A 24,894-nucleotide genomic window follows, 5' to 3' on the forward strand; every position below is an offset into this window, starting at 1 on the left:
CCAGGGGCGTTGTTGTTTTTAATTCTCGACTCTGCACACGAGCACTCTAATGGCTGATACCCCTCTCATGGCTGATAATCCTTCCCTGACTGACAGCAACGCCACTCCCGTCCGCCGCGCCCTGCTGAGCGTTTCTGATAAAACCGGCATTGTGGAATTTGCTCGGGGCCTCACTGAGCACGGTGTTGAACTCCTCTCCACTGGTGGCACCTTCCGTCTACTGCAAGAAAATGCTATTGCCGTGAAAGAAGTGTCTGAGCACACAGGCTTCCCCGAAATCATGGATGGCCGCGTTAAAACGCTGCACCCGAAAATTCACGGCGGCATCTTGGCTCGTCGCGGCCAGGATGATGCGGTCATGGCTGAGAACGATATCACGCCGATCGACATGGTGGTGGTCAATCTCTACCCCTTTGCCGCCACGGTAGCCAAGCCCGATTGCACACTTGAAGATGCTATCGAGAATATCGATATCGGCGGCCCCACCATGGTTCGCGCCTGCGCCAAAAATCACGCCTACACCACGATCGTCGTCAATAGCAGTGACTACGCGCGAGTGCTGGGCGAGCTGGCCGCCCAAGATGGTCAGGTCAGTAGCGCTACGCGCTTTGACTTAGCGGTTAAAGCCTTTGAGCACACCGCCGGTTATGACGGCGCAATTGCTGACTACCTTGGTCGCAAAGTCAATACGGCCGATCAAGTGTTCCCGCGCACCTTTAACCTACAGCTCGATAAAAAGCAGGACATGCGTTACGGCGAAAATCCTCATCAGCAGGCAGCCTTCTACGTTGATCCTCAAGCAAGCGAACCCAGCGTTGCCACGGCAAAAATGCTTCAGGGCAAACCCCTCTCGTATAACAACGTCGCCGATACTGACGCTGCATTTGAATGCGTAAAAGCGTTTAGCGAGACGGCCTGCGTGATTGTTAAGCACGCCAACCCTTGCGGCGTCGCCATTGGTGCAACCGCCTTAGCAGCTTACGACAAAGCCTTTGCCACCGACCCTACCAGCGCGTTTGGCGGCATTATCGCCTTCAATACGCCGCTAGAGGCCGAAACCGCCCAGGCGATTATTGACCGCCAGTTTGTCGAGGTGATTATTGCCCCGGGCGTCAGCGATGAAGCCGCCGCGATCGTGGCTAATAAGCAAAACGTACGCTTACTGGACGTCAGCGCTCACAGGCCCGGCGAGCAACAGCCTGCACTAGACTTTAAGCGCGTCAACGGCGGCTTGCTGGTGCAGGAACGTGACGATGGAATGGTCACCCGCGACGAATTGACCGTGGTCAGTCAGCGCGCTCCCAGCGAGCAGGAACTGCGTGACCTTGCTTTTGCTTGGCGGGTAGCTAAATTCGTTAAGTCCAATGCCATTGTGTATGCCAAAGAGGGCCAAACGGTGGGCGTTGGCGCGGGTCAAATGAGCCGTGTTTATTCGGCTAAAATTGCAGGCATCAAGGCCGCAGACGAAGGCCTTTCTGTTCCCGGCTCAGTGATGGCGTCTGATGCCTTCTTCCCTTTCCGTGACGGCATCGATGCTGCCGCAGCGGCAGGTATTACCGCGGTTATTCAGCCCGGTGGTTCCATGCGTGATCAGGAAGTGATCGACGCCGCCAACGAAGCAGGCATTGCCATGGTATTTACCGGTATGCGCCACTTCCGCCACTAAGTCCGCTAAATAACCCAGATTAGAAACACAAAGCCCCTTAGGCGCTCTTTTGATAGGAGCATGCCTAAGGGGCTTTCTTACTATCATCAATAAACGCTAATCAATCACTGCCTATCGACTCAATATCGAGTTTCTAGCCAATATTGAGCCTTTCAGCCCAGATCAATACACAGATACTTGGTTTCCAGATACTCTTCCAAGCCCTGATGACCACCTTCGCGGCCTAGGCCCGAGGCTTTTACCCCCCCAAAGGGCGCAGCAGCGTTAGAAATGGCGCCAGTATTAATACCCACCATACCGTACTCCAGCGCCTCGGCGACACGCCATACGCGCGCAAGATCACGGGAGTAGAAATAAGACGCCAGGCCATACTGGGTATCGTTGGCCATCTCAATAGCGGTCTCTTCATCATCAAACGGGAAGACAGCAGCTAGCGGGCCAAAGGTCTCTTCGTGGGCCACCTTCATCTTGTCAGTGGCAAAACTGATCAGCGTAGGCGTGAAGAAATTACCCCCCAGCGGGTGCGGATGCCCACCTAACAGCAGCTCAGCGCCATTATCAATGGCGTCCTGCACATGCTCACTGACTTTCTTAACAGCATTTTCATCGATAAGCGGCCCAATATTAATATTGGGCTTGGTGCCATCACCCACATGCAGCTCGCTGTTCATGGCAACAGCCAGCTTTTCACAAAAGGCGTTAATTACACTGGACTGAACCAGGAAGCGATTAGTGCAGATACAGGTTTGCCCGGCGTTACGGAATTTAGCGGCCATGGCGCCTTCCACAGCGGCGTCTAAATCGGCATCCTCAAACACGATAAAGGGCGCATTGCCGCCTAGCTCTAGCGATATTTTTTGGATATGTTCCGCCGCTTGGGCCATCAGCTTGCGCCCCACTTCAGTCGAACCCGTAAAGGTGATCTTGCGCACTTTGGGAGATTGGGTCATCGCTTGGGCAATATCGCTAGCGCTACCTGGCACCACATTAAAGACACCGCGTGGGATGCCTGCCCGCTCAGCCAACAGCGCCAAGGCCGTTGCGGAAAATGGCGTTTGGCTAGCGGGCTTCACCACTATCGTGCAGCCAGCGGCCAATGCAGCCCCGGCTTTACGGGTAATCATCGCCGCCGGGAAATTCCAGGGCGTAATCGCACCCACAACACCAACGGGTTGCTTGGTGACGACGATACGTTGATTGGCGTTCGCAGCGGGAATCGTTTCGCCATAAACGCGCCGCGCCTCTTCGGCAAACCAGCGTAAGAAGCTGGCTGCATAGGCAATTTCGCCCGCAGCTTCTTTAAGTGGCTTGCCCTGCTCAAATGTCATCAGCATGGCTAAATCCTGCTGATGCTCCAACATCAGGTCGTGCCACTTCATCAGCAAGTCAGCGCGTTCTTGAGCAGTCAACGCCCGCCAAGCCGGTAGCGCAGCGTCCGCCGCATCAATGGCCCGTTCGGTTTCGGCTTTACCCAAGCGAGGTATATCGCCAATCGCTTCACCGGTGGCCGGATTCAATACCGTGATCTGCTCACCGCTATCTGCCGCGACCCAACTGCCGTCAATATAGGCAAAGGGGCAATATAGCTGTGTTTCTTTAAGCGCTTCCATGACAGGCTCCTGACCAAAAATGATGGCCTTGTAGGCTCATTAACGTCTTCATGCTAAGACGAAACACCCCTTTAAACCAAATTTACGGCGTGCATAATCGGTCAATGACAGCCGTAAACGTTAGCTAATGAGCATTAAAAATTCTTGCCGGGTTGCTTGGTTTTGACGAAATCCACCCAGCATGACAGACGATGTCATGCTGGAGTTTTGCTTCTCCACGCCACGCATCATCATGCAGAGGTGCCGCGCTTCAATAACCACAGCAACGCCCTTTGCCTCGGTCACTTCCTGCACCGCCTCTGCAATCTCGCGGGTTAGGTTCTCCTGAATCTGCATACGGCGAGCATACATATCGACGATTCTGGCAAATTTAGATAGCCCCAACACTTTGCCGTTAGGCAAATAGGCGATATGGCATTTGCCTATGAACGGTAACAGGTGGTGCTCGCACATTGAGTAGAGCTCAATGTCTTTTACCAACACCATCTCATCCGTTTGCGACTCAAACACCGCCCCATTGATAATGTCGTCCAATGACTGAGTGTAGCCCGCATTGAGAAACTGCATGGCCTTGGCCGCACGTTTAGGCGTATCTCGCAGACCTTCCCGGGCGGGGTCTTCCCCAAGTGCTGAGATTATCTGGCGGTAGTGCTCGGCGATATCATCGGACATATTTAGCCTCATCAATAGCTATCTCAAAAACGATGCGCAATCGCTTCCAGGCGGTCACCAAGGTCATCCCCTTTTGCGCATGAAAAGTAACATCATTATTAGGAGGACATTAATCAGCGTCATCCACCACCTTCATTGTACAAAAGGTATACTTTAAAAAAGCACTGCACAACGAGTATTAAGCAAAGAGTGTATTTTACCGCATCTAGGCTGCCTGTGGCTCCCCAGGCTTTGTACGAAAACTGCTGGCCCTCACTCAGGGGCTTTTTTGCACAGCCTTGAACTGCGTCAGAGCGCCGCGCCACTCAATTTGTCCCCCCAATGCCTGTGATATAATAAAGCGTTTTTATTTAACTGCCTTTATTGCAGGCGCCAACATTGAGAGCTCGCCATGTCATTCAAGCCAACGCCTTTGTGGTTAACCGCCCTTGCAGCCCCCTTTCTTGCTACACCGCTCTTGGCTACCGCTGCAGACGCTACGCTTTCGCTGCCCAATGAAGCAACCGTCGGCGTAGAGGTTGTGGAAGAGCTTGCGTTTGAATCAAACCAAACGCGCCTTAACGATATTTTGCTACACCCTACTCAGGCTGCTAGCGCCTCACACTCTTTACCGGAATACTGCGTTATCGTAGGCAGGGCGCAACGGGTTGATGAGCGCATTCGCGTTACCACCCAAGAGGCGACCTGTATTGAAACACACGACGCTGACAGCGATATTTTCACTGGCGAATTTAGCGCCAGCGCTTATGGCGAAGATGGCCAATATGGTATCGCCTGCGAAGGTTCACAGTGCGCACTCTCCCCTGGTCAGACATTCCTTCTCACACTGGATCAACCCGTAGAGATTGAAGAACTGGACAATCCGTCTGCAGAGCTTAACGAACAGCGTCGCCAAGCAGACGGAGAAGGTATCGCCAACCCTGTGCCGCGCGACGAAGCCGTGCCTGATTGACCTTGTTCTAATATCGCCATAACAAGTCAGTGGTGAGCTGAAAGCTCATTACGCCAGCCAGCGTGGGTTCTCTAACTGCAGGCACTGCTGCTCTAATTGGCGGATATGCTGATCCCAGTAGCCACTATCCGCCAGCCAGGGGAACGCCCGAGGAAAAGCGGGATCCTCCCAACGTGATACCAGCCACGCTGAGTGCCTGATCAGCCGATAACTCCTAAGCGGCTCGATAAGCGCCATCTGCTCGCTAGGAAACGGGCACGTCTCTTCATACCCTTCGGTAATTTCACTTAACTGCGATCGCCATCCCTGCGGGTCATCGGTGGGCAGTAGCATCCAAATATCCTGCATGGCGGGCGCCATGGTGCAGTCGTCAAAATCGACCAGGGTAAACTGCTCGTCACGCCCCAGCACATTCCCCAAATGGCAGTCGCCATGGCAGCGAATCATGCTGCTGGCGGGCACATTATGTTTTAGGAGCTGCTGGTGAACCTTTTCGATCACACGGTCATAGGCCCGGCGCTGATGACGGCTCATCCAATTGCTGGCCAGCACGCGCTGCTGAGCATCAAGAATACCGCTCGCCATTTCTAAACGCGGGCGATGCTGAAAGGTTTTTTTAGCTGACACTTGGTGCAACCGCCCCAGCAACTCCCCCATGGCAAATAGGTGCGATGGATTATCAAGCTCTGGCGCCTGGCCGGGGCAATGGGGGAACAGCGTAAACCGAAAGCCCTTAAAATAGTGTAAAGACGCCCCTGCCTTATCACGCCAAGGGGCAACGACCGGCACCTGTTGGTCTACCAGTTCCTGCAGAAAATCATGCTCTTCCTGAATCGCACTGTCTGACCAACGATCAGGCCGATAAAACTTAACAATCCAGTTCTTGCCATCGTCATCGCGAAATAGCAGTACACGGTTTTCATAGCTATTTAGCGCAAAAGGCTCGCCTGCAGGCCAAATATCCAGCGACTCCACTGCAGACATCACTAAATCAGGCGAAAGAGAGCTAAACGGGTGTGACATAGGCCACTCCTGGGTTGGCGAAAGAGCTAATGAATAAGCGAAAAGACTATTCTATCAATCCTTACCTAACGGTGTCCGTGCGGCCGCCCAAATATCAACACGTTTGGCACCTGCCTCCAGCGCAGCGCGCCCTAATGCGTTGCCTGTGGATCCGGTGGTGACCACATCATCGATTATTAACAAATGCGCCGGGGGCGGTGATTCAAAGACAAAGGCACCCTCCAGGTTGGCAGCCCGTTGGCGGCGGTTCAGCGTGCGCTGAGAGGGGGAATCCTTTACTCGCTTGGCAGTCACCATTGGCACCCCAAGCTGGCGGCTGAGATGTTCGGCCAACCAGTGCGACTGGTTAAATCCTCGGGTGCACGCATGCGTGGTAGTCATAGGCACTGATAGAAGTGCGTTTCCCAGGTCTATCGGCGGGGTTAAGAGCATCAATTCAGCCAATAGCGTGCCCGCCCGCGGAGAAGCATGAAATTTAAAATCATGCACCAACTGTTTGATCGCCCCTTGATACAACAGCCCCGCTTGGGTGGTCGAAAATGCCGGTGGGTCAACTAAGCAGTGCCCACACAAGCTCGTACCATGAGCAACTGGGTCACCGCATTGGCGACAGGCATGTAGGTTCCACGGCAGCTCGTACAAACAGGTTGCGCACCACCCTTGCCCTGCGGATGCCGGCGCCAAACAAAATGCGCAGTAGCCGGGCATGGCCTGCTTTACCCAATTACTACCCCACTGTAGCCACCCCTTTAATGCCATGCCCTCTCCTGACTGCCATATGCATTAATATCAAATCATTGATTGACTTCTATCACAAAGTTGATAATATACGCCTCGTCTTAGCGGATGTGGTGGAATTGGTAGACACGCTAGATTTAGGTTCTAGTGCCGTAAGGTGTGGGAGTTCGAGTCTCCCCATCCGCACCAATTACTTGTTAGTTTTCAAGAGGTTAGCACAGCCCCTCTTGTATTTTGAATAGCTTCCAAACAGCTTGATGTTAGCGCTACTTGGATAGCTTTTGGTCAGTATTCTTCGCAAAACACCTTCTCTTCGTTTGAAAAATACCCATGGCTTAAGGCCATTTTTTTGTGTGCCTGGTATTTGCTCAATACTACCTCTATCAAAGGCCGATTTGGCTGACTTACCCCCACTTTTCCGCTAGTCTCTATTCCTAAATAATGCTACCCAACCTCCCTCAATGGCTATCCTCAAAAGCCCGCGTCAGGGATTAACACCAATAACAATGAGAAGGATCTCATATAATGGAATGGCTCAACGATAATGCTCAGGCAATCTCGGCTGTAGCGAGCATTTGCACACTCTTTGTATGGGTATTTTACGCCCAGCTACTTTATAACGGCTATGTGCGACAGCGTCGCCCCCGCGTGATCATTAATCGCGGCAAGGGTATCGGCGTGGACTCCATCTGCTTAATTAGCAATATGAGCAGCGAAGCGATCTATGTTCAACACCTGGTAGCGGTACTGCATACCCAAAAGGGCAGTTACTCCCTTGACGTAGTGGAGTACCAGCAGCACGGTGGTGAACAGCAAACGGGTAGCCAACAGAAAGGTGAGCAACAAGAACCCAGCTACCGCACTCATCAAGGCCCGTTAGCTTCCGGGGATTATCTGAACATTCAATCGTTTGGTGATATTGTGAATCAGGTTAAAGATTATTGGGAAATCGATGATAATCTACTGCAAGAGCAGAATATTCAGCTTGAAATTCGTGTTATCGCTATTTATGGCTCCGAGGATATGCCGACAGGCGCGTCACGAACCTTTAACCTCGACCTTAACGCGCCACCCAATCACCAGCTTATCCCGGCGAGCGTCGATACGGATCGACTCAATAGCCGTGGCCAACGCAAGCGTGTGCTGGAGTGGGCAAAAGAGATCGAGACCCATAAAGCACGCTAAATAAACGCTATTGTTAAGCAGCGACGCCCCATTACCGAGACTATCGACGATGCATAAACTGTTAACCCTCTGCTGGCTTGGCCTACTCACTACGGTTTCGACGAATGTGTATGCCGAAGAGGAAGATAGTGACTTACCCGAGTGGGCGGAAGAGCGCATTGAGCCGTTTCGTGAAAGTGTAGGCAACTGGGTTGATAACACATCGCGCCGCATCGATGGATTCTTTGGCACTGACGACCATATGCAGGTCAACAACGAGTCCTATCTACGTTTCGGCCAAGAGATTGATTGGATGGAGGGGGATGGCACCCGCGGCGACACCACCCTTCGTTACCGTATTGACCTACCTACCTCAGAGGATCGCCTGCGACTGGTCATCGAGAGTGACCCGGAAGAGTCGCAAGGCACCCTAGAAGAGCAGGGCTCTGGGCGCCTTGCCAATGACCAGCGTGACCGTCGCAGCTCTACGCTCGGCCTGGATTGGTTAGAAAGCCGAGATAAACGCGAAAACTGGAGCAATCGAGTAGGTGCCGGTGTTCGCCTGCGCCTCCCTCTTGACCCCTACGTGCGTTTTACCAGCGAGCGCCTGTGGCAACTGGGTGAAGGGCCGTGGCAGCTTGAGTCAAATAACCGCGTCTCATGGTTCAACAATGAAGGCTACTCAGCGCGCACACGCTGGGATGTCGGCCGACCGTTGAGCAAACGCCGCCATTTACGCTTTATCTCGACAGTTCAGTGGCGCGAGGAAGAAGACAAACTGGAGTACAGTGAAGTTGCCGAAATCAATCACCGCATCAACCGCCGCAGTGCATTGCGCTACTCGGCTATCGCCATCGGCGAAAGTGTGTCCAATCCTCGCATGACTAATTACTACCTTCAGACGCGCTACCGCCGTGATCTTCATAAAGGTATTTTATTCGCCGATGTGATTCCGGAGCTACACTTCCAGCGCGATGTCAGCTACGACCCACGCTGGGCGATGACCCTGCGCCTTGAGATGTATTTTCAGCGCAAAATTAGCCACGACTACTTTTAAGCGTTATGTACAGATGAGTGAGTTCACACGTTCATCTACACACGCAACGCGGGCGGCCTTTTAGAGCCGCCCACCTATGTAACACGCCTTTGTCTTACCACGGCCAAGAAACTACAGCCGTAAACCGCCGTCACACTCGATGATGCGCCCAGAGAAGTAGTCGTTCTCCATAATAAAGGCAACGCTTTGGGCAATATTATCGGGCTCACCCAAACGCTTTAACGGCACGCTTGACGAGATACGCTCCAACATATCAGGACGCATCGCAGCGGTCATTTCGGTAGCCACAAACCCAGGCGCTACGGTGCCGGTACGAATACCATAGCGTGCCAACTCCTGGCTCCAAGTGACTGTCAACGCATGTACGCCCGCTTTTGCGGCAGCGTAATTGCTTTGCCCCATATTGCCTGCCCGGGAAATACTGGAGATATTGACGATCACGCCTTCATGTCCGGTTTCAATCATCTGAGTGGCGGCTTCGCGACCACACAGGAAAACGCCAGTTAAATTGACATTAATAACGTTTTGCCAAGCCTCTAAGGACATGCGCTTTTCCACTTGCCCCTCTTTGGCTTTTACCAGCAGCGCATCCTGGGTAATGCCCGCATTATTGACACAACCGCTGATAGGCCCCATGCGTTGCGCGATATCGGCAAACGTCTGAGTCACGGAGGCTTCTTCGGCGACATTCACCACAAACGCCTGGGCATCGATACCTTCAGCGGCAAGTTGCGATACTGCCTGATCAAGCGCTTCAGCGCTCATATCCAATAGCGCCATGCGTGCACCCTGCCTGCCCAAGCGCAGCGCCATGGCATAACCCAACCCTCGCGCCCCACCCGTGACTGCAATGACTTTATCAGTAAGTACCATTCGTGACTCCTTACAAAAGATTAAACCAGCTTCATTGTGCATCGCAGCATAGAAGAATTATGGACATAAATCGAGCTACATCATCGCTGGAATACGCCATGTCAGCTGCTTGCTATTTATATTTATGTCACCATATTACGCATTTACGACTGTTATCGAGTCGCTTTTTCGGGAGTTAGCCATGCCTATTCTTATTTTTATATCACTTTTCACTCTACTGGATTTTGTGGTTCTGTTTTCGATTGGCAGCCAGATCGGCCTACTCACCACCCTACTTTTAGTGCTCGGCACAGGTTTTGCCGGGCTACACCTGATTCGTAAAGAGGGTGTATCCACCTTTGCGCGGACACGCCAGCGCATGGAGGCTGGTGAACTCCCCTCCAGTGAGCTATTAACTGGCGCTGCACTTATCTTCGGCGGTGCCTTATTAATGGCCCCAGGCTTTTTGTCTGATGCAGTAGGCTTGGCATGCTTGATCCCCAGCGCGCGGCAATTGATGTTCAAAGCACTTACCTGGCTGGGGCTTAAAAAAGTTGCCGGACAACAGCAAGGCCCCAGCGCTTCATCAGCTCGGCCCAATGAATATCAAAACAGCCAGTCTTCACAACAGGATGGCCCGATTGAAGGTGATTTTATTAGTCGAGATGAGCCCCCACGCCGTCGCTGAGGTTTTCTTCGGAAGAAATTCAGCGGAAAAGCAATTTTTTTATTACTCGCCCCCTTGAAAGGCCATTCGCAGCCCCCATTTTTCATTCAGCACACAAATTCGGCAGCGATCGAGACGGTAGCTGCCATTAACAAAGAAGACCGTGAGGTCTTCACTTCTCGCGGGTTACTCCCTCGAGAACACTTTTAGGCTAACCGCCCTCACCAGGGCTTCAACCATACTCAGGAGAACGTGAATGAATATCCGTCCTTTGCACGATCGTGTCATCGTCCGTCGCGTTGAAGAAGAGCAAAAAACCGCAGGCGGCATCGTGCTTCCGGGCAATGCAGCAGAAAAACCGACACGCGGTGAAATACTCGCCGTCGGTAATGGTCGCATTCTGGAAAATGGCGATGTCCGTCCGCTAGACGTTAAGGTTGGCGATAACGTGATCTTTAAAGATGGCTATGGCGTCGAGAAGCAAAAAATCGACGGCGAAGAAGTCTTGATCATGAGCGAAGCCGATATTCTTGCCGTTGTTGAAGGCTAAGCATCGTTGCAGCTGGTACTTATTTAACCAGTGCTTCGACTATTTACTTTCACGTTTTTGCATTCAATATTAGGAAGTAGCAGATATGTCAGCTAAACAAGTTAAGTTCTCCGATGATGCTCGTAAACGCATGGCCCGCGGTGTCGACGTTCTCGCCAACGCGGTAAAAGTTACCCTCGGCCCGAAAGGCCGTAACGTAGTACTGGAAAAATCTTTCGGCTCCCCCACCGTTACTAAAGACGGTGTTTCTGTTGCCAAAGAGATCGAACTGAAAGACAAGTTCGAAAACATGGGCGCGCAAATGGTGAAAGAAGTCGCTTCACAGACTTCTGACGCTGCAGGCGATGGCACGACTACCGCTACTGTTCTGGCCCAGGCCATTATCGCTGAAGGCCTGAAAGGCGTGACGGCGGGCATGAACCCGATGGATCTTAAGCGCGGCATCGACCAAGCGGTCAACGCTGCGGTTAAAGAAATCAAAGCCATGTCGGTACCTTGCACCGATACCAAGTCGATTGCTCAGGTAGGCACTATCTCTGCAAACGGCGACAAACGCATCGGTGAAATCATCGCCGAAGCGATGGAAAAAGTCGGCAAAGAAGGCGTCATCACTGTTGATGAAGGCCGTGGCTTTGAAGACGAGCTGGAAGTCGTTGAAGGTATGCAGTTTGACCGCGGCTACCTCTCGCCCTACTTCGTTACCAACCAGGACACCATGACGGTTGAACTGGAAGATCCCTACATCCTGCTAGTGGATAAAAAGATCTCCAACATCCGTGAGCTGCTGCCGGTGCTAGAAGCCGTTGCCAAGCAAGGCAAGCCACTGGCCATCATCGCTGAAGATATCGAAGGCGAAGCCCTAGCAACGTTGGTTGTAAACAACATGCGCGGTATCGTTAAAGTAGCCGCTGCTAAAGCACCGGGCTTCGGCGACCGTCGTAAGTCCATGCTGCAGGATATCGCTATTCTGACTAACGGCACGGTCATTTCTGAAGAAGTCGGCCTGACGCTTGAGCAAGCCAACCTGGATCACCTGGGTACTGCTAAGCGCATGACGATGTCTAAAGAAAACACCACTATCATCGATGGTGCTGGTGCAGAAGGCGATATCGAAGCACGCGTTAGTCAGATCCGCGCGCAAATCGAAGACACCTCTTCTGACTACGACAAAGAGAAACTGCAAGAGCGCGTTGCCAAACTGGCAGGCGGTGTTGCCGTTATCCGCGTCGGTGCTGCCACCGAAGTGGAAATGAAAGAGAAGAAAGCCCGTGTTGAAGACGCTCTGCACTCTACTCGTGCAGCCGTTGAAGAAGGCGTGGTGCCAGGTGGCGGTACTGCACTGGTTCGCGTAATGGCCAAAGTACAGGGCCTTACTGGCGATAACGAAGACCAGAATCACGGTATCAACATGGCGCTACGCGCTATGCAGTCACCACTGCGTCAAATCGTTTCCAACGCTGGTGAAGAGCCTGCCGTTGTGATTAACCGTGTGAAAGATGGCGAAGGCAACTTCGGCTACAACGCACAAACCGGTGAGTATGGCGACCTGTTTGAAATGGGCGTCCTGGATCCAGCGAAAGTAACCCGTACTGCACTGCAGTCCGCTGGTTCTGTTGCTGGCCTGATGATCACCACTGAGTGCATGATCGCAGAAGATCCGGAAGAGAAAGACGCTGCACCCGATATGGGTGGCATGGGCGGAATGGGTGGTATGGGCGGCATGATGTAATGCACCCCTGAGCCCTTCGCTCTATCGACGGCTAGCATTTAGCTGTCAACAAGAACCCCGCCTTGTGCGGGGTTCTTGCGTTTTGAGGCGCCTACAGGCGTGAGGTTGTCGATAGCGTTTTGTCAGCCATTTCCAGGGCCGAACGTGCTACTATCTGGGCGATTTTTTTAAGCTACATTTTCACTACTGGGCACCAGCGCATGTTGCAGCATATCCGTATCGTACTCGTTCAGACCTTCCATCCCGGCAATATCGGCGCTGCCGCGCGAGCCATGAAAACCATGGGCCTGACCGAGCTGGTGCTGGTTAATCCGCGCCTATTCCCCGATGAAGAAGCGAATCGGCTAGCGGCGGGTGCCACTGATGTCCTGGAGAGTGCGCGGGTGGTTACCTCGCTGGAGGAAGCCGTCAACGACTGCGTGCAGGTCGTGGGTGCCAGTGCACGCTTGCGCAGCCTGCCCCTTCCCCACTTTGACGAACCTGATGAGATGGCAACAGACGTCATCCAGAACGCTCAAACGGCGCCGGTGGCACTGGTGTTTGGGCGTGAACGTTCGGGGCTGACTAACGATGAGATTCGCTGCTGCACGCATCAGGTCAGCATTCCTGCCAACCCTGATTACGGTATTCTGAATCTATCCCAGGCAGTACAGATACTCGCTTATGAAGTACATCGCGCCTGGCGTAAAGGTGATGGGAGCGGTTTTACTTATCAGCGCCCGCTGGAGGCAACGCCACCCAGCCGCGAACAGTTCTTACACTTTCAAGCGCATCTGGGCCGCTTAATGCAGGAAAGTGGCTTTTTAACCCAGCCACATGCCCGCACTGAAGAGCAGCTTCAAGCCCTATTCGCTCGCGCTCAGCCCAGCCGCAAAGAGCTTTCGCTTCTGCGTGGGCTATTAAGCGCGTTTGAAAGTCATCTGCCTAAATAGTGATAGAGTTAAAGCGACTAAAAAGGGACAACCAAGTTGTCCCTTTTTAGTTTGAAGATAAGGCTTTTAGAGCATCATTGCCGCTAGCCAGCCAAAGCCGACTAACGGAATGTTGTAGTGCAGAAACGTTGGCACCACGCTGTCCCACATATGATCGTGCTGACGGTCAACGTTAAGGCCTGAAGTGGGGCCCAGGGTAGAGTCAGAGGCAGGCGAGCCTGCATCACCCAACGCCGCTGCCGTACCCACCAGCACCACCGTGGCCATGGGAGAGAAGCCAAACTGTACCGCCAAGGGCACAAAGATGGCAGCAATAATGGGAATGGTTGAGAACGACGAGCCGATACCCAGGGTAATGAATAGCCCTACCAACAGCATCACCAGCGCCGCTAGCCCACGGTTATCGCCAAAGAGTGAAAAAGCTCCTGACACCAGGGCATCAATCTCTCCCGTGGTTTTCATGACCTCGGCAAAGCCCGCTGCGGAGATCATGATAAAACCAATCAGCGCCATCATGCGCATACCACTGGTAAATAGATCGTCTGCTTCGCGCCATTTAAAAATACCGCCCATTGAAAGCAGGCCAATCCCCACCAAGCCCCCCAGTATCATTGAGCCACTGTAAAGCTGGAGGCCGAGCGCTGCGACGATTGCCACCCCCGACATCACAAGCCCCAGCCTATGCGGTTTGGCGGGCGTATGGCCTTCGGCAACGTTGGCGTTAGCGATATCTTCGGCTTGATACTCACGCGGGCGGCGGTAACTCCAAAATAGCGCAACGATTAGCCCCAGTGCCATCCCCCCTACCGGTACTGCCATGGCCAGCGGCACCATGCCACGGGTGATCTCTAAACCCAGCGGTTCCCCAGCGCTATTTAAGTTGGCCAAAAGAATATCGTTTAGAAAGATCGCCCCAAACCCTACCGGCAGCAGCATATAAGGGGCCGTTAAACCAAAGGTGAGCGCACAGGCCACCGCGCGTCGATCCAACTTTAAGCGGTTCATCACGGTTAATAGCGGCGGAATCAACACCGGTATAAAGGCAATATGTACCGGGATAGCGTTCTGAGAAGAAATAGCCACCAACAACACAGCCGTTAGCAACAGCATTTTGACCCGCGTCTGCTGCGCAACGGTTGCCTCTTTTTTACCCAGCAGCGTAATCAAACGATTAGCCAGCATATCCGGTAGCCCAGAGCGAGAGATCGCCACAGCGAAGGCCCCCAAAGTGGCGTAGGCCAGCGCCACCTGGGCCCCGCCGCCCACGCCTGTATTAAAGGCTTCCAGAGTTTGTTCTAGTGACAACCCGCCCACTAAACCGCCGACTAAAGCGCCCACCACTAACGCAAATACCACCGAGACACGCGCCAGCGATAGCGCCACCATCACCAGCACCGCAAGAATTACTGCATTCATGAAAATCCTTAGAGCTATTGAGAGGTCATTAACGGCGAAGGGGGCGGATTTTAGCAGATTAATAGCATAAAACTAATACTGCCTTACTTACCTATTCCTAGCTTCTAAAAGCGCACAACGCATGCGATAGTGAGCTAACTGTTAGCCTGCCAACAAAGAGAACATCATGGCCTTCGTTCTTCGCCACTCACTGCTGCTGATTATATTGGGAAGCTTGGTTATTTCCACGGCCATGGGCTTACGCCATGGTTTCGGGCTCTTTATGGAGCCCCTCAGCAGCGAGCTCGGCTGGGGGCGTGGTGTATTTGCTTTTGCACTAGCCTTACAAAACCTGGTTTGGGGCTTATCGCAACCCTTTACCGGGGCGCTCGCGGATCGCTTCGGTGCGGCCAGGATTATCGTTGTTGGCGGCTTGCTGTATGCCTTGGGGTTGCTGTTTATGAGCCTCTCTACGTCAGAACTAGGCATGACGGTCAGCGCCGGGCTGTTGATTGGCCTTGGCCTCTCCGGTACCACATTCTCGGTTATTTTAGGTGCTGTGGGGCGCGCAGTGGCGCCTGAAAAACGCAGTATGGCCATGGGGATCGTTAGCGCAGCGGGCTCGTTTGGGCAATTTGCCATGCTGCCTGGCACTCTGGGTTTGCTCGAGTGGCTCGGCTGGGCCGCAGCGCTGATGGCGATGGCAGCTATCGCGACCATCATTCTGCCCCTGGGGGCAATGCTGCGCGACAAGCCCTCCGCCAAAACGGCATCCGATTTAAGCCTCAAAGATGCGCTCAACGAAGCAGCAGGCCAAAAAGGCTTCTGGCTACTCTGTTTAGGCTTTTTTGTCTGTGGCTTTCAGGTGGTGTTCATTGCCGTGCACCTCCCCGGCTACTTATTCGATAACGGCCTGGCGGTAAAGGTGGGTACGACGGTACTGGCCTTAGTGGGACTGTTTAATATTGTTGGCACTTATACCGCGGGTTGGATGGGCGGCATCTGGTCAAAACCCAAGCTGCTAACCTGGCTCTATTTGATTCGCGGCGTAGTGATTACGGCGTTTGTTTATTTGCCGTTAAGCCCAACCAGCGCTTACCTATTTGGTAGCGTCATGGGGCTTCTATGGCTCTCTACCGTACCATTAACCAACGGCATTGTGGCTTCCGTGTTTGGTGTTCGTCACCTCTCCATGCTGGGCGGCATCGTATTTCTGTTTCACCAGTTAGGCTCTTTTATGGGTGTATGGCTGGGTGGCTATTTTTATGACCTTACTGGCAACTACAATACGGTCTGGCAAATTGCTATTGTGCTCTCGGTCGTCGCTGCTGCACTGCATTGGTTTATCAATGAAAAGCCGCTCGAGCGCTCGCAGTCAACAACGGTGATCCCATGACACGCAATAATTTACTCAAGGCCATGGCGGCAACTCTGCTGTTTAGCTGTTTAATGCTCGCATGGTGGGGCTGGCAGCATATGGATGCTGCCTTGCTACTCATGGGAACCCGGTTATGCTAACGAGCAAAGGTTGACTACTTGTTAAGATGACTATTCCCTACCCTGAGCATGTCGCCGTGGTGGTAACCACTTTTGTTACTGTGGTCATTGCAGTACTGCTTCACTATGAAGCCCTGTGGCTTATCTCGCGCCAAATAGAAAAGTCTCGAAGACCACATCGGCAACGCATCCTGGCGATGGCGTTTGGGGTATTGATGACCCACATTGTCGAAATTTGGCTATTTGGCATCACTGGCTGGTGGCTTACCGAGCAATTAAGCATTGGTGCTTTACATGGGTACGACAGTTTCAACGTCCTTGATTATATCTTCTTCTCTGCGGTGACCTATACCACCGTGGGCTATGGCGATATATATGCCATTGGGCCGGTACGTTTTCTGTACGGCACGCTAGCTTTAACAGGCTTTGTATTGATCACTTGGTCAGCATCGTTCACTTTTATAGAAATGCAAAAGCACTGGCGAGTTGGAAGATAATCAGCTTCGTTACGCGCTCTAGGGATCCGGCATGTTTGAAGTGGTTATTCTATCGGTAGCGTTTATCTTTGGTATCGCAGCACGACAGCTAAGTTTACCGCCACTCGTGGGATTCTTATCAGCAGGGTTTGCACTCAATGCCTTTGGGCCCAGTATTGGCCTCCCAAGTGATGCGGGCCCAATGCTTGAACACCTTGCCCATCTAGGGGTTCTGCTACTGCTGTTCACCATTGGTCTTAAACTCAATATCCGCAGCCTGGCAGAGCCCGTTGTGCTAGGAAGTTCCTTTATACACTTGGCAATTACCTGCCTGTTGTTTACATCTGGTTTTGTCATTTTTCTATCGCTGCCCCTGGACAAAGCAATTCTGCTGGCCACTGCGCTGTCTTTTTCAAGCACGGTATTAGCGGCCAAAGTACTCGAAAGCAAACGTGAATTACGCGCCCTGCACGGCCGAATCGCGATTGGCATATTAATCATTCAGGATCTAGTTGCCTTAGTGGTTCTTAGCGTTTATGGCGGTGATTCCCCCAGCCCCTGGGCTGTGCTGGTTTTCCTACTGCCACTGTTAAGGCCGGTACTTTATTGGCTTATGAATGCTGCACAGCACGATGAGCTGCTCGTGCTGCTAGGCGCCGTGTTAGCCATTGCCGTTGGTGGTATGGGCTTTGAAGCCGTTGGTTTAAGCTCTGAAGTAGGCGCTTTGGTGATGGGACTTCTGCTTGCCAAGCACCCCCGCGCTCAGGAGTTATCTAAGGCGCTGTGGGGAGTGAAAGAAGTGCTATTAGTCAGCTTCTTTCTGCAGATTGGCATGGCAGGGTTACCCGATAAAGAAGCATTTGTCTTTGCGGTAATCCTGGCTGTTCTGCTTCCACTTAAAGGGGTGCTGTTTTTTGCTTTACTCGTTGCCTTCCGTATCAGAGCACGCAACGCCTTTCTGGGTGGCTTGAGCCTGACGGCCTATAGTGAGTTTGGTCTGATTGTCGCTGCGAGCATTTTGCCAGAGTGGCTTGTTCCATTGGCGATTACCGTTGCCCTATCCTTTGTTATCGCTGCGCCGCTTAACCGCATCGCCCATCAACTTTTTGATCGTTGGGAAAATAGCCTGCTCCGTTTTGAGCGGCACGCCCGACATCCTGACGAGCAGCCGGTAGATTTAGGTAGCGCCACCATTCTGGTATTAGGCATGGGTAGAACTGGTAACGCCGCCTACGATTTTTTTACCGATAAGGGCTTGGCGGCAGTGGGCATTGATTCAGATCCCAATAAAATAAATACTCAACGGCATGTTTTTTATGGTGATATCGAGGATGTGGGTTTTTGGCACCATCTTGATATTGCGCAAATAACAGCTGTTACGCTAGCCACTCCGGAACTTGAGAGCAAGCTTATTGCCACCCGCGAACTACGCGAAGCGGGCTTCACTGGCCACATTATTGCGGGCATCCACTTCCAGGATGAAGCCGAACCGCTGCATGCCGCTGGAGTAGATCAAACGTATTTGCTGATGACCGGTGCTGGCATCGGTATTGCCGAGAAAACCTGGGAATGCCTGCAGTCGCCGCCGTTGTAGACGCTTGAGTAAGTGGTGTTAACTAATGTGACGATGCCGCCAAAAAAACGCATCAGGCACCCCTTGCTTGGGCGAGAACAGCAGCGCCATAAAGACCAACAGGGCCATACCTAGATTGTCCTTACTCGTTGCCTCTCACTTTTTGCTCATGACCGATACGTGGACTTTAGCTCTGCAAGAAAGCTTTGTGCGGACAGTTTAGCCTTGGCTAACAATATTACACAAAAATACGTTACTATCCCCCCGACTATCCAATGATTGTTCCCACTGCTTCCGATATAATTTACCAATGACTGATTCTAATCCGAACGCCTCATTGACTACCCCAAGCATTCCTGGAGATGCACTGCCCCCTGTGGAGCAGCATGCCCAGCAGTATGCAACGGTGCGAAATGCCCACGAAACCGAACTGATCGAAGACTATGTTGAGCTAATTGGCGACCTGCTGGCTCACCGCGGCGAGGCGCGTGCGGCGGACATTGCCAACCGTATGGCGGTCAGCCAAGCGACGGTTTCAAAAATGATTCGGCGTTTAAATGAGCTGGAGCTGGTCACTAGTAAGCCATATCGCTCGCTGTTTCTAACCGAAGCGGGTCAAAAAATGGCAGAAACGTCACGCGCCCGCCACGATATCGTGCTGCACTTTTTACGTGCCCTTGGGGTAAGGGATGCGACTGCGCGTATTGACGCTGAAGGCATGGAGCACCATGTGAGCGACGAAACCCTCGCCATCATGCAGCGCTTTACCGAGCAGCAGTACAACAGTTAAACCCGCTGCTCGTCATCGGTGTGAAAATCGCAGATGGTTCACCTGGGTAATCGCGCCGTTCCAAATCATTTCCAGGTGAGTGGTTTGGATAATGTCAGCCACACAGCCTGGTGTCATCAGCGCCCAGCACTTTGCATTAAGCCTGCGAACGGAGTGGTAGCGAAGCCCACCTCCACACCGTCGTATTTCAGCACCAAAGGGTTGCGATATTGAATAATCATCGGGCGTATAAATAGCATGCTCAATAGGTAAAACGAGCGCATCGTAACACCCACCCTGATCAAAAGTGGCTTTTAAACCACGAAAAACAAACCGTTCGTAGTGAAGTCCTGGTACATTTTGCCAATACATCTGCTGGTGATGCTTTACTTCTGCAATCGCCGTTTCAAGCGTATCGGCAAAATAAAGCACTCCAAAACTGCCATCACTAAAGCGCGAACCTTGCGGATTTACATGGGTAAAGGGCGCTACGGCATAGGAACAGCCACGAATTCCGAACGGAATTTGTTCGTGGGGCAGCAGCGCTAAATTACCCACTTCATTTTGTAATCGCGGATTGGTTAATACCTGCAGTGCATGAAGCGCGGCGAACTCGTCAACGCTCGCCACATCATCGAAAAGATCAATCGGCGGAAACTTACTATTGACCAAGCGATAACCGGTAACCTTTTCGTTGGGTAAGCTGTGCAAATCAACGACCTTTACCACTGGCTTCCCCGTAGGCTATCGATACGCTTAAACGTTTCGTAGAGCGCCGCAAAATCACCGGAGCCCATAATCTCAAGCGGTGTACGGCCATTAAAGTAGGGATTATCATTCACCAAATTGACGAACCCATAAAGGTTCTCCGGGTTATCAAATATCATCCGCAACGCAGCGTGGATGTTGAGTAAGTAACTAATCCGAGTTAGCTGATCACTATCTAATTTGATCTCGTCGAGATCCCCCCGCCGAGCCCGTGCGTAGGTACTATGAGAAACGCGCAAAATCGCTTCGCCCTGCTCGCCAGACGCGCGCCACTTATCCAGAATGCGCACCGCTGTTTTCAAGCCTATCGCCGCTGCTGCTCTGTTTTGGGAAATGTCGTGTGCCGTCTGCATAGCATTACCTTGCCTTCACATATTGTCTACAGATACTAGTTTAACAAAAAAGTATCTGCAAACACATATTCAAGTTTCTTACACTTCTCAATTAGCCTTTTGACACTTTGGCGGGCATCCCCAACCGCCCTATGCCCGGCAACTTCAAAGCGGGTCGCATGACATCAATACCAAAACTCAAGCCGAGGAAGTTGAGTTCAAGCCCCTCTTCCAGTGCCAGAATAATGCCGACCACCCCACCCAATGACAGCTGATAACCGCTTCCGCTGGGCGCAGGAGCCAACACGCCATTGAAAATATAATCTTTGCCAATGGCCGTGACGGGCAGCGTCACCTCAAAGCCTGGGACTTCGCGTATAACCCAGGCAATAAAGCTATTGCTGTTCGGACCAGGCCACACTCGATAAAGCTCCGCCTGAGGATAGTCAGCGGCGGCGGCCTCTATCTGCGGTATCATTAGTACAGCTGCATCGCCGCGATAGTCAGCCAACAGCGTCGGAGGATTGCCAAACCAGGCTCGATCAGGCGTATCGACTGAAGACACTACAGTAGGACGCCGCCAACTCAATACTTGATGGAGTCGATAGCTATCGGCGTTTTCCGCCTTGGTCGCAATCCAGATATGTTCGCCAAACGCCCCGCGCCAGTTGTAAGCACGGGCTGAATAGACCTGAACGACGGCTTCAGCGTTCACCACTGGATCAGGGGCTATGCCAGCAGATGACCGATCCAGCGAAGACCAGTGCCCATCAGTCACCACCTGATTACTCGCCAATAGCCAAACAGGCCCCGCTAACAGCAACGCTAACAGCGCCACTAAACTAAGAAGCCAACGCAGCAGTATTTTCATCGCATTATCCAGAACTGAAAATTATCTGTTTAATACCGTAATAGACCACTTTTCTCAAGTATAATTTTCAACGATGCTATGAATTTCATATTATATGGATAACTTTTTAATAAAACATGCGCTAGTCAAAAAATAGAATATAATTACAATATTTAAGCCAAAAAAAAACCCTCCATAATGTTAGAGGGCTTATTGATTCTCCACTTACAATCAATTTCCAAATTAATAGTGAATGGTGCACCCCAAACCTAATATTAAAAAATACAACAATATATCTTTGACAAACCGATCATCTATAAAAATATATTTAAATATCTTAAGTTAATTACAAAACCACTGCCACATTTATTCGTATATTTACAACAAAGCGGGACTTAAAATTAAAAAACATTACCATTGAAAGAAAAAGCATATAGTGGAGTCATTTCCAACAATAGAGCCAAATATAGACCCTCATTCTTCGACACCAAGCAGTAAACAATAGCTAAGACCTTTCTGGCTTGGTAAGACCTAATAGCAAAGCCAATCGATAAGTAGTGGAGAAGACTTTGAAATAATAACATAACAAAGCCGCTAAGCATTTTTCCCGCAGGGAAATACCTTTTTTCATAAAAGGTTTTAAAATCCTGAAGGGAGGAAAATAGCCAGTAGCAATTAGATATAAAGGATTGTTGTTTTTGCCTTTACGATTCACAGTTACAGAGCCGCCTAAGACTCTTTTACGTTTTTTAAGCATTGCTTTAATGTCGGCTCGTGCAGGGTGATTAACTACGACTTCTGGGGCATACACAACAGGAATGTTTTTATCCCTTGCTCGATGCCCCCATTCATTGTCACCACCGGACATCAAAGAATCATTAAAAAAACCGACAGTATCAAAATGCTTTGTCCAAGTAACCATATTAGCCGTTGCCGAACCACCTGCCTGAGCATATTTTTTTTGATCGAAGGCATAGAATTTTTCGTAAATTTCAACAAGGGTCAATTTATCCGATTTAAAAAAAAGTTCAATCTTACCGGCGACACGCTCTGCTCCCCCATCAAGTCGCGCAACAGCTAACTCAAGCCAGAAAGTATCCGGTATACAATCAGAATCAGTAAAAGCAACAATTTCTCCTTGAGAAACTTTTAAAGCCGCATTTCTAGCTGCATAAGAACCAGCCTTATCTTCTGAAATAAGCTTGAAATTTTCAGGTAAGAAAAAATTAGTGGGTGGACTATCGTCTGGTGCATTGTTTACAATGATCACTTCAAAGTCGCCTTGTGGAAACGACTGATTTTGTAAAGCGACCACACATAGCTGTAAGCGCGCCCAGTCAAAATAGGTAGGAACTATTACTGATACTCTAGGGCTGCTAATTTTCATAAATCCTCCCTCAATTATTCTAACCTTTATGTATTTCAGATTTTCTTCGACTGATAGCCTTCTCAATTTCTGTTTGTACGGCTGCTAAAGGTCTGGAAAATCGTTGTTTGCATCTCAAGCGAACGCTTCAGGCTAAGAGTAATATATTTTAAATAAGTACGGGACAAATGATGAGTGTCAGACCACATCAACCTTTCATCAAAAAAGGCTGGACAAACTCTGTCCTCACATATCAACTTGGTGAAGTCGATAGAAATAAAAAGTGGGATTTCATCTTGGTATTCATTAGCAGGATTTTCTTGTAATAAAACTTCTTCTACTGGGCGAGCACACTCGCTTGCTTCTCTGCTGTTTTTCCATACACAGTAGCTTGGATCGCTTTCAAACCAGGGGTTGTCTCTAATACCTATTACTGGAATACCTAAGGCTGTTATTTCCTTCCATTTTTCCACATGCCCAGCTGGCACAAACTCAATGGGATCGCCCACGACTAATCGATTTTCACGCGGCCGATTAGATCTTGACGAATTTGTGATAACCAAATCGGGATTAATCTCAGCTAAATAATCAATGATATTTTCGTTCCATATCTTACAGCTACGATTATCCTCCACAATTTCGTAACCGAGAGAGCAAGATTGTTTTACGATACTTATTAATTTAAAACCATACTCATTTGCAAGGTATGAAAAGAAAGGTTCCCATTGACCGGCATGGGATCCGCCCACAATCACGACTACATTGTCGGATGAAGTATCTCCAAATTCGCAAGATACGATAGTAGCTTCATCCATCTCCGTAAAACAGTCGCTGTTTTTATCCATTATTGCCCCTAAGTCACTAGAAATGGCAGTAACATAATTATAATCAAGGTTTGTGGCACCGTTTTGTATAGTAATTCTATTACCATCAAAAAATTCTCTTTTAAAAACTACCTCTACATCATGCAGATTTTCAAGATAGTACTTCGCGCCCAGCCCCAGCGACACTGATGGAATACAAAATACACAGCCCACCATATAGGCAAACCAGGTTCGGGCCTTAGGGATTCTACGAAAAGGTTTCTCTATAACCAGCGTTGTGAGGATGGCAAGCAGCACCCCCAGCACAATAACCATCATTCCTTTCACAAACCCTAAATTTGTAGTTTCATAATAGTGCTGAAAAAAAACCAGTATAGGCCAATGCCAGAGATACACTGTAAAAGACATCGCTCCCAGCATGACAAGAAATTTATTGGATAGAAGCATACTCACAACTGTATTTTTTTCACTTACACTACCAGCAATAATCAAAAAGATAGCCGCCATGACTGGAAGAAGCGCAACGTATCCTGGAAAGTTCAATTTTTTAGGTAACGCTAATCCGACACTGAACAGTATAAAAATACCGAGCAGTGAAATAATGAAGGCAAACTTTTTTGTCAATCTTATATAAGGTATTAATACAGCAACTAATCCGCCTGCCAAGAATTCCCAAGCCCTTCCCAACGGATTAAAATATGCTGTATCAGGGGCCATGCTTGTATGAAAAATGGAGTACAGAAGAGAAATACTCACCAGCATGGAGATACCCACGATCATGGGAGCTAAAGATTTTATTTTATTTGAAATATGTATCAATGGTTTAATAAACAAGGGAAGGAAAATATAGAACTGCACTTGAATAGATAAGGCCCAGTACTGCTGAAAGGGGCTGGCTGGTGTCTCACTTTCCAGGTAATCTACTTCTCGCCTTATCAACAATAAGTTTTCCATTTGCACAGCACTAAAAACAAACTCATGTATTGTTTGCCTCCAATAGACTGGCGGAATAAAAAAATAACTTAAGAAAAAAGTTATCAAAAGTACAACATAGGCAGCGGGCACTACCCGTTTAATAATCCCTCCCCAGAACTGTAGAGGATTTAGCTTTCCTTCCCTAGCATACTGGCGAAGCAGCATGCCTGTCATCAAAAAACCAGAAACAACAAAAAACACATCGACACCGCCTGATACTTTATGAAACCAGATGTGGAACACAAGTACCAGCATCGCCCCGATAGCACGAACCCCCTGGATATCATTTCGATAACTGTTATTACCAATATAAATTTCAAACGTTTTATTCATCTTCATCCTCCATGAAAAAAACAATCAATACTCTTTACTAAGCTCCCTTTCAAAAATCAAACATTTCTTTTATTTAATATATAGATAAGACTTTATACTTAATATAACGAAATATAGGCTAAAC

24 protein-coding genes, 1 tRNA gene and 1 pseudogene are annotated in these 24,894 nt (G+C 50.3%); 15 read left to right on the top strand and 11 right to left on the bottom strand.

Features of this window, described 5'->3' with window-relative positions; all coding sequences use genetic code 11:
* Nucleotides 1–49: 49 nt before the first annotated feature.
* Nucleotides 50–1,666 (top strand): bifunctional phosphoribosylaminoimidazolecarboxamide formyltransferase/IMP cyclohydrolase, encoded by a 1,617-nt coding sequence (gene purH / locus HZS52_RS17955; protein ID WP_190373290.1) that lies wholly within the window; start codon nt 50–52, stop codon nt 1,664–1,666.
* Nucleotides 1,667–1,818: 152 nt separating this feature from the next.
* Here the strand turns inward: purH and HZS52_RS17960 are convergent, their stop codons facing one another.
* Entirely contained in the window at nt 1,819–3,276 is a 1,458-nt protein-coding gene (locus HZS52_RS17960; RefSeq protein ID WP_190373291.1) for an NAD-dependent succinate-semialdehyde dehydrogenase, read from the bottom strand.
* A gap of 120 nt (nt 3,277–3,396) precedes the next feature.
* The gene (folE, locus tag HZS52_RS17965; RefSeq protein WP_022523664.1) at nt 3,397–3,948 is read right to left on the bottom strand and encodes a GTP cyclohydrolase I FolE; all 552 of its coding nucleotides are present in this window, start codon (nt 3,946–3,948) and stop codon (nt 3,397–3,399) included.
* 391 nt (nt 3,949–4,339) lie between these two features.
* Between folE and HZS52_RS17970 the strand changes: the two genes are divergently transcribed.
* Complete coding sequence (locus HZS52_RS17970; RefSeq protein ID WP_009286567.1) at nt 4,340–4,900, top strand: hypothetical protein; 561 nt, start codon at nt 4,340–4,342, stop codon at nt 4,898–4,900.
* 48 nt (nt 4,901–4,948) lie between these two features.
* Here HZS52_RS17970 and HZS52_RS17975 read toward each other — a convergent pair whose 3' ends face one another.
* Nucleotides 4,949–5,923, bottom strand: a complete 975-nt coding sequence (locus HZS52_RS17975) for a serine/threonine protein kinase (RefSeq protein ID WP_190373292.1) — start codon at nt 5,921–5,923, stop codon at nt 4,949–4,951.
* 54 nt (nt 5,924–5,977) lie between these two features.
* A complete protein-coding gene (locus tag HZS52_RS17980) occupies nt 5,978–6,682 on the bottom strand; it encodes a ComF family protein (RefSeq protein WP_223827959.1) in 705 nt (234 codons plus the stop codon).
* Between the two features lie 83 nt (nt 6,683–6,765).
* Between HZS52_RS17980 and HZS52_RS17985 the strand changes: the two genes are divergently transcribed.
* From HZS52_RS17985 to HZS52_RS17995, 3 genes are all read left to right on the top strand, one after another.
* Nucleotides 6,766–6,850: transfer RNA gene (locus HZS52_RS17985), tRNA-Leu, on the top strand.
* A 336-nt stretch (nt 6,851–7,186) separates the two neighbouring features.
* A complete protein-coding gene (locus HZS52_RS17990; protein ID WP_190373293.1) occupies nt 7,187–7,846 on the top strand; it encodes a hypothetical protein in 660 nt (219 codons plus the stop codon).
* A gap of 49 nt (nt 7,847–7,895) precedes the next feature.
* On the top strand, nt 7,896–8,882 hold the full coding sequence (locus HZS52_RS17995; protein ID WP_027959276.1) for a hypothetical protein: 987 nt from the start codon (nt 7,896–7,898) through the stop codon (nt 8,880–8,882).
* Between the two features lie 111 nt (nt 8,883–8,993).
* Here the strand turns inward: HZS52_RS17995 and HZS52_RS18000 are convergent, their stop codons facing one another.
* The gene (locus tag HZS52_RS18000) at nt 8,994–9,755 is read right to left on the bottom strand and encodes an SDR family oxidoreductase (protein WP_027959275.1); all 762 of its coding nucleotides are present in this window, start codon (nt 9,753–9,755) and stop codon (nt 8,994–8,996) included.
* A gap of 181 nt (nt 9,756–9,936) precedes the next feature.
* Here HZS52_RS18000 and HZS52_RS18005 point away from each other — a divergent pair, with 181 nt between their 5' ends.
* The 4 genes from HZS52_RS18005 (at nt 9,937) to HZS52_RS18020 (ending at nt 13,612) form a co-directional block, all read left to right on the top strand.
* Nucleotides 9,937–10,422, top strand: coding sequence for an FxsA family protein (locus HZS52_RS18005; protein ID WP_190373294.1), 486 nt, complete (start codon nt 9,937–9,939; stop codon nt 10,420–10,422).
* A gap of 235 nt (nt 10,423–10,657) precedes the next feature.
* Nucleotides 10,658–10,951, top strand: coding sequence for a co-chaperone GroES (locus HZS52_RS18010; RefSeq protein WP_027959273.1), 294 nt, complete (start codon nt 10,658–10,660; stop codon nt 10,949–10,951).
* An 85-nt stretch (nt 10,952–11,036) separates the two neighbouring features.
* On the top strand, nt 11,037–12,680 hold the full coding sequence (groL, locus tag HZS52_RS18015; RefSeq protein WP_041158428.1) for a chaperonin GroEL: 1,644 nt from the start codon (nt 11,037–11,039) through the stop codon (nt 12,678–12,680).
* A 200-nt stretch (nt 12,681–12,880) separates the two neighbouring features.
* Nucleotides 12,881–13,612, top strand: a complete 732-nt coding sequence (locus tag HZS52_RS18020) for an RNA methyltransferase (RefSeq protein ID WP_027959272.1) — start codon at nt 12,881–12,883, stop codon at nt 13,610–13,612.
* A 66-nt stretch (nt 13,613–13,678) separates the two neighbouring features.
* Here HZS52_RS18020 and HZS52_RS18025 read toward each other — a convergent pair whose 3' ends face one another.
* Entirely contained in the window at nt 13,679–15,028 is a 1,350-nt protein-coding gene (locus HZS52_RS18025; protein ID WP_027959271.1) for a Na+/H+ antiporter family protein, read from the bottom strand.
* A gap of 166 nt (nt 15,029–15,194) precedes the next feature.
* Here HZS52_RS18025 and HZS52_RS18030 point away from each other — a divergent pair, with 166 nt between their 5' ends.
* The 6 genes and pseudogenes from HZS52_RS18030 to mntR all read left to right on the top strand — a co-directional run bounded on the left by HZS52_RS18030 (nt 15,195) and on the right by mntR (nt 19,343).
* A complete protein-coding gene (locus HZS52_RS18030) occupies nt 15,195–16,403 on the top strand; it encodes an MFS transporter (protein WP_190373295.1) in 1,209 nt (402 codons plus the stop codon).
* Complete coding sequence (locus HZS52_RS24675; protein ID WP_263364940.1) at nt 16,400–16,525, top strand: hypothetical protein; 126 nt, start codon at nt 16,400–16,402, stop codon at nt 16,523–16,525. Before HZS52_RS18030 ends, HZS52_RS24675 begins: the two co-directional genes overlap by 4 nt.
* Nucleotides 16,526–16,551: 26 nt before the next feature.
* Nucleotides 16,552–17,001, top strand: coding sequence for a potassium channel family protein (locus HZS52_RS18035; protein ID WP_190373296.1), 450 nt, complete (start codon nt 16,552–16,554; stop codon nt 16,999–17,001).
* A 31-nt stretch (nt 17,002–17,032) separates the two neighbouring features.
* Nucleotides 17,033–18,040, top strand: a pseudogene (locus HZS52_RS18040) (cation:proton antiporter domain-containing protein); the annotation flags it as partial.
* Entirely contained in the window at nt 18,020–18,574 is a 555-nt protein-coding gene (locus tag HZS52_RS24770) for an NAD-binding protein (protein WP_423250074.1), read from the top strand. The pseudogene HZS52_RS18040 and the gene HZS52_RS24770, both read left to right, overlap by 21 nt.
* Nucleotides 18,575–18,863: 289 nt before the next feature.
* A complete protein-coding gene (mntR, locus tag HZS52_RS18045) occupies nt 18,864–19,343 on the top strand; it encodes a manganese-binding transcriptional regulator MntR (protein ID WP_190373298.1) in 480 nt (159 codons plus the stop codon).
* Between the two features lie 12 nt (nt 19,344–19,355).
* Here mntR and HZS52_RS18050 read toward each other — a convergent pair whose 3' ends face one another.
* The 5 genes from HZS52_RS18050 to HZS52_RS18070 all read right to left on the bottom strand — a co-directional run bounded on the left by HZS52_RS18050 (nt 19,356) and on the right by HZS52_RS18070 (nt 24,770).
* Nucleotides 19,356–20,051 carry an RES family NAD+ phosphorylase gene (locus HZS52_RS18050; protein ID WP_190373299.1) on the bottom strand — a complete coding sequence of 232 codons (696 nt, stop codon included), beginning with the start codon at nt 20,049–20,051 and terminating at the stop codon, nt 19,356–19,358.
* Complete coding sequence (locus HZS52_RS18055; RefSeq protein WP_190373300.1) at nt 20,045–20,443, bottom strand: antitoxin Xre-like helix-turn-helix domain-containing protein; 399 nt, start codon at nt 20,441–20,443, stop codon at nt 20,045–20,047. Before HZS52_RS18055 ends, HZS52_RS18050 begins: the two co-directional genes overlap by 7 nt.
* Before the next feature lie 91 nt (nt 20,444–20,534).
* On the bottom strand, nt 20,535–21,293 hold the full coding sequence (locus tag HZS52_RS18060) for a DUF3750 domain-containing protein (protein ID WP_190373301.1): 759 nt from the start codon (nt 21,291–21,293) through the stop codon (nt 20,535–20,537).
* Nucleotides 21,294–21,777: 484 nt separating this feature from the next.
* Nucleotides 21,778–22,659 carry a glycosyltransferase family 2 protein gene (locus HZS52_RS18065; protein WP_190373302.1) on the bottom strand — a complete coding sequence of 294 codons (882 nt, stop codon included), beginning with the start codon at nt 22,657–22,659 and terminating at the stop codon, nt 21,778–21,780.
* Nucleotides 22,660–22,721: 62 nt separating this feature from the next.
* A complete protein-coding gene (locus HZS52_RS18070; RefSeq protein ID WP_190373303.1) occupies nt 22,722–24,770 on the bottom strand; it encodes an acyltransferase family protein in 2,049 nt (682 codons plus the stop codon).
* Nucleotides 24,771–24,894: the final 124 nt, after the last annotated feature.

Source organism: Vreelandella titanicae (assembly GCF_014697095.1).
Lineage (GTDB): Bacteria > Pseudomonadota > Gammaproteobacteria > Pseudomonadales > Halomonadaceae > Vreelandella > Vreelandella titanicae.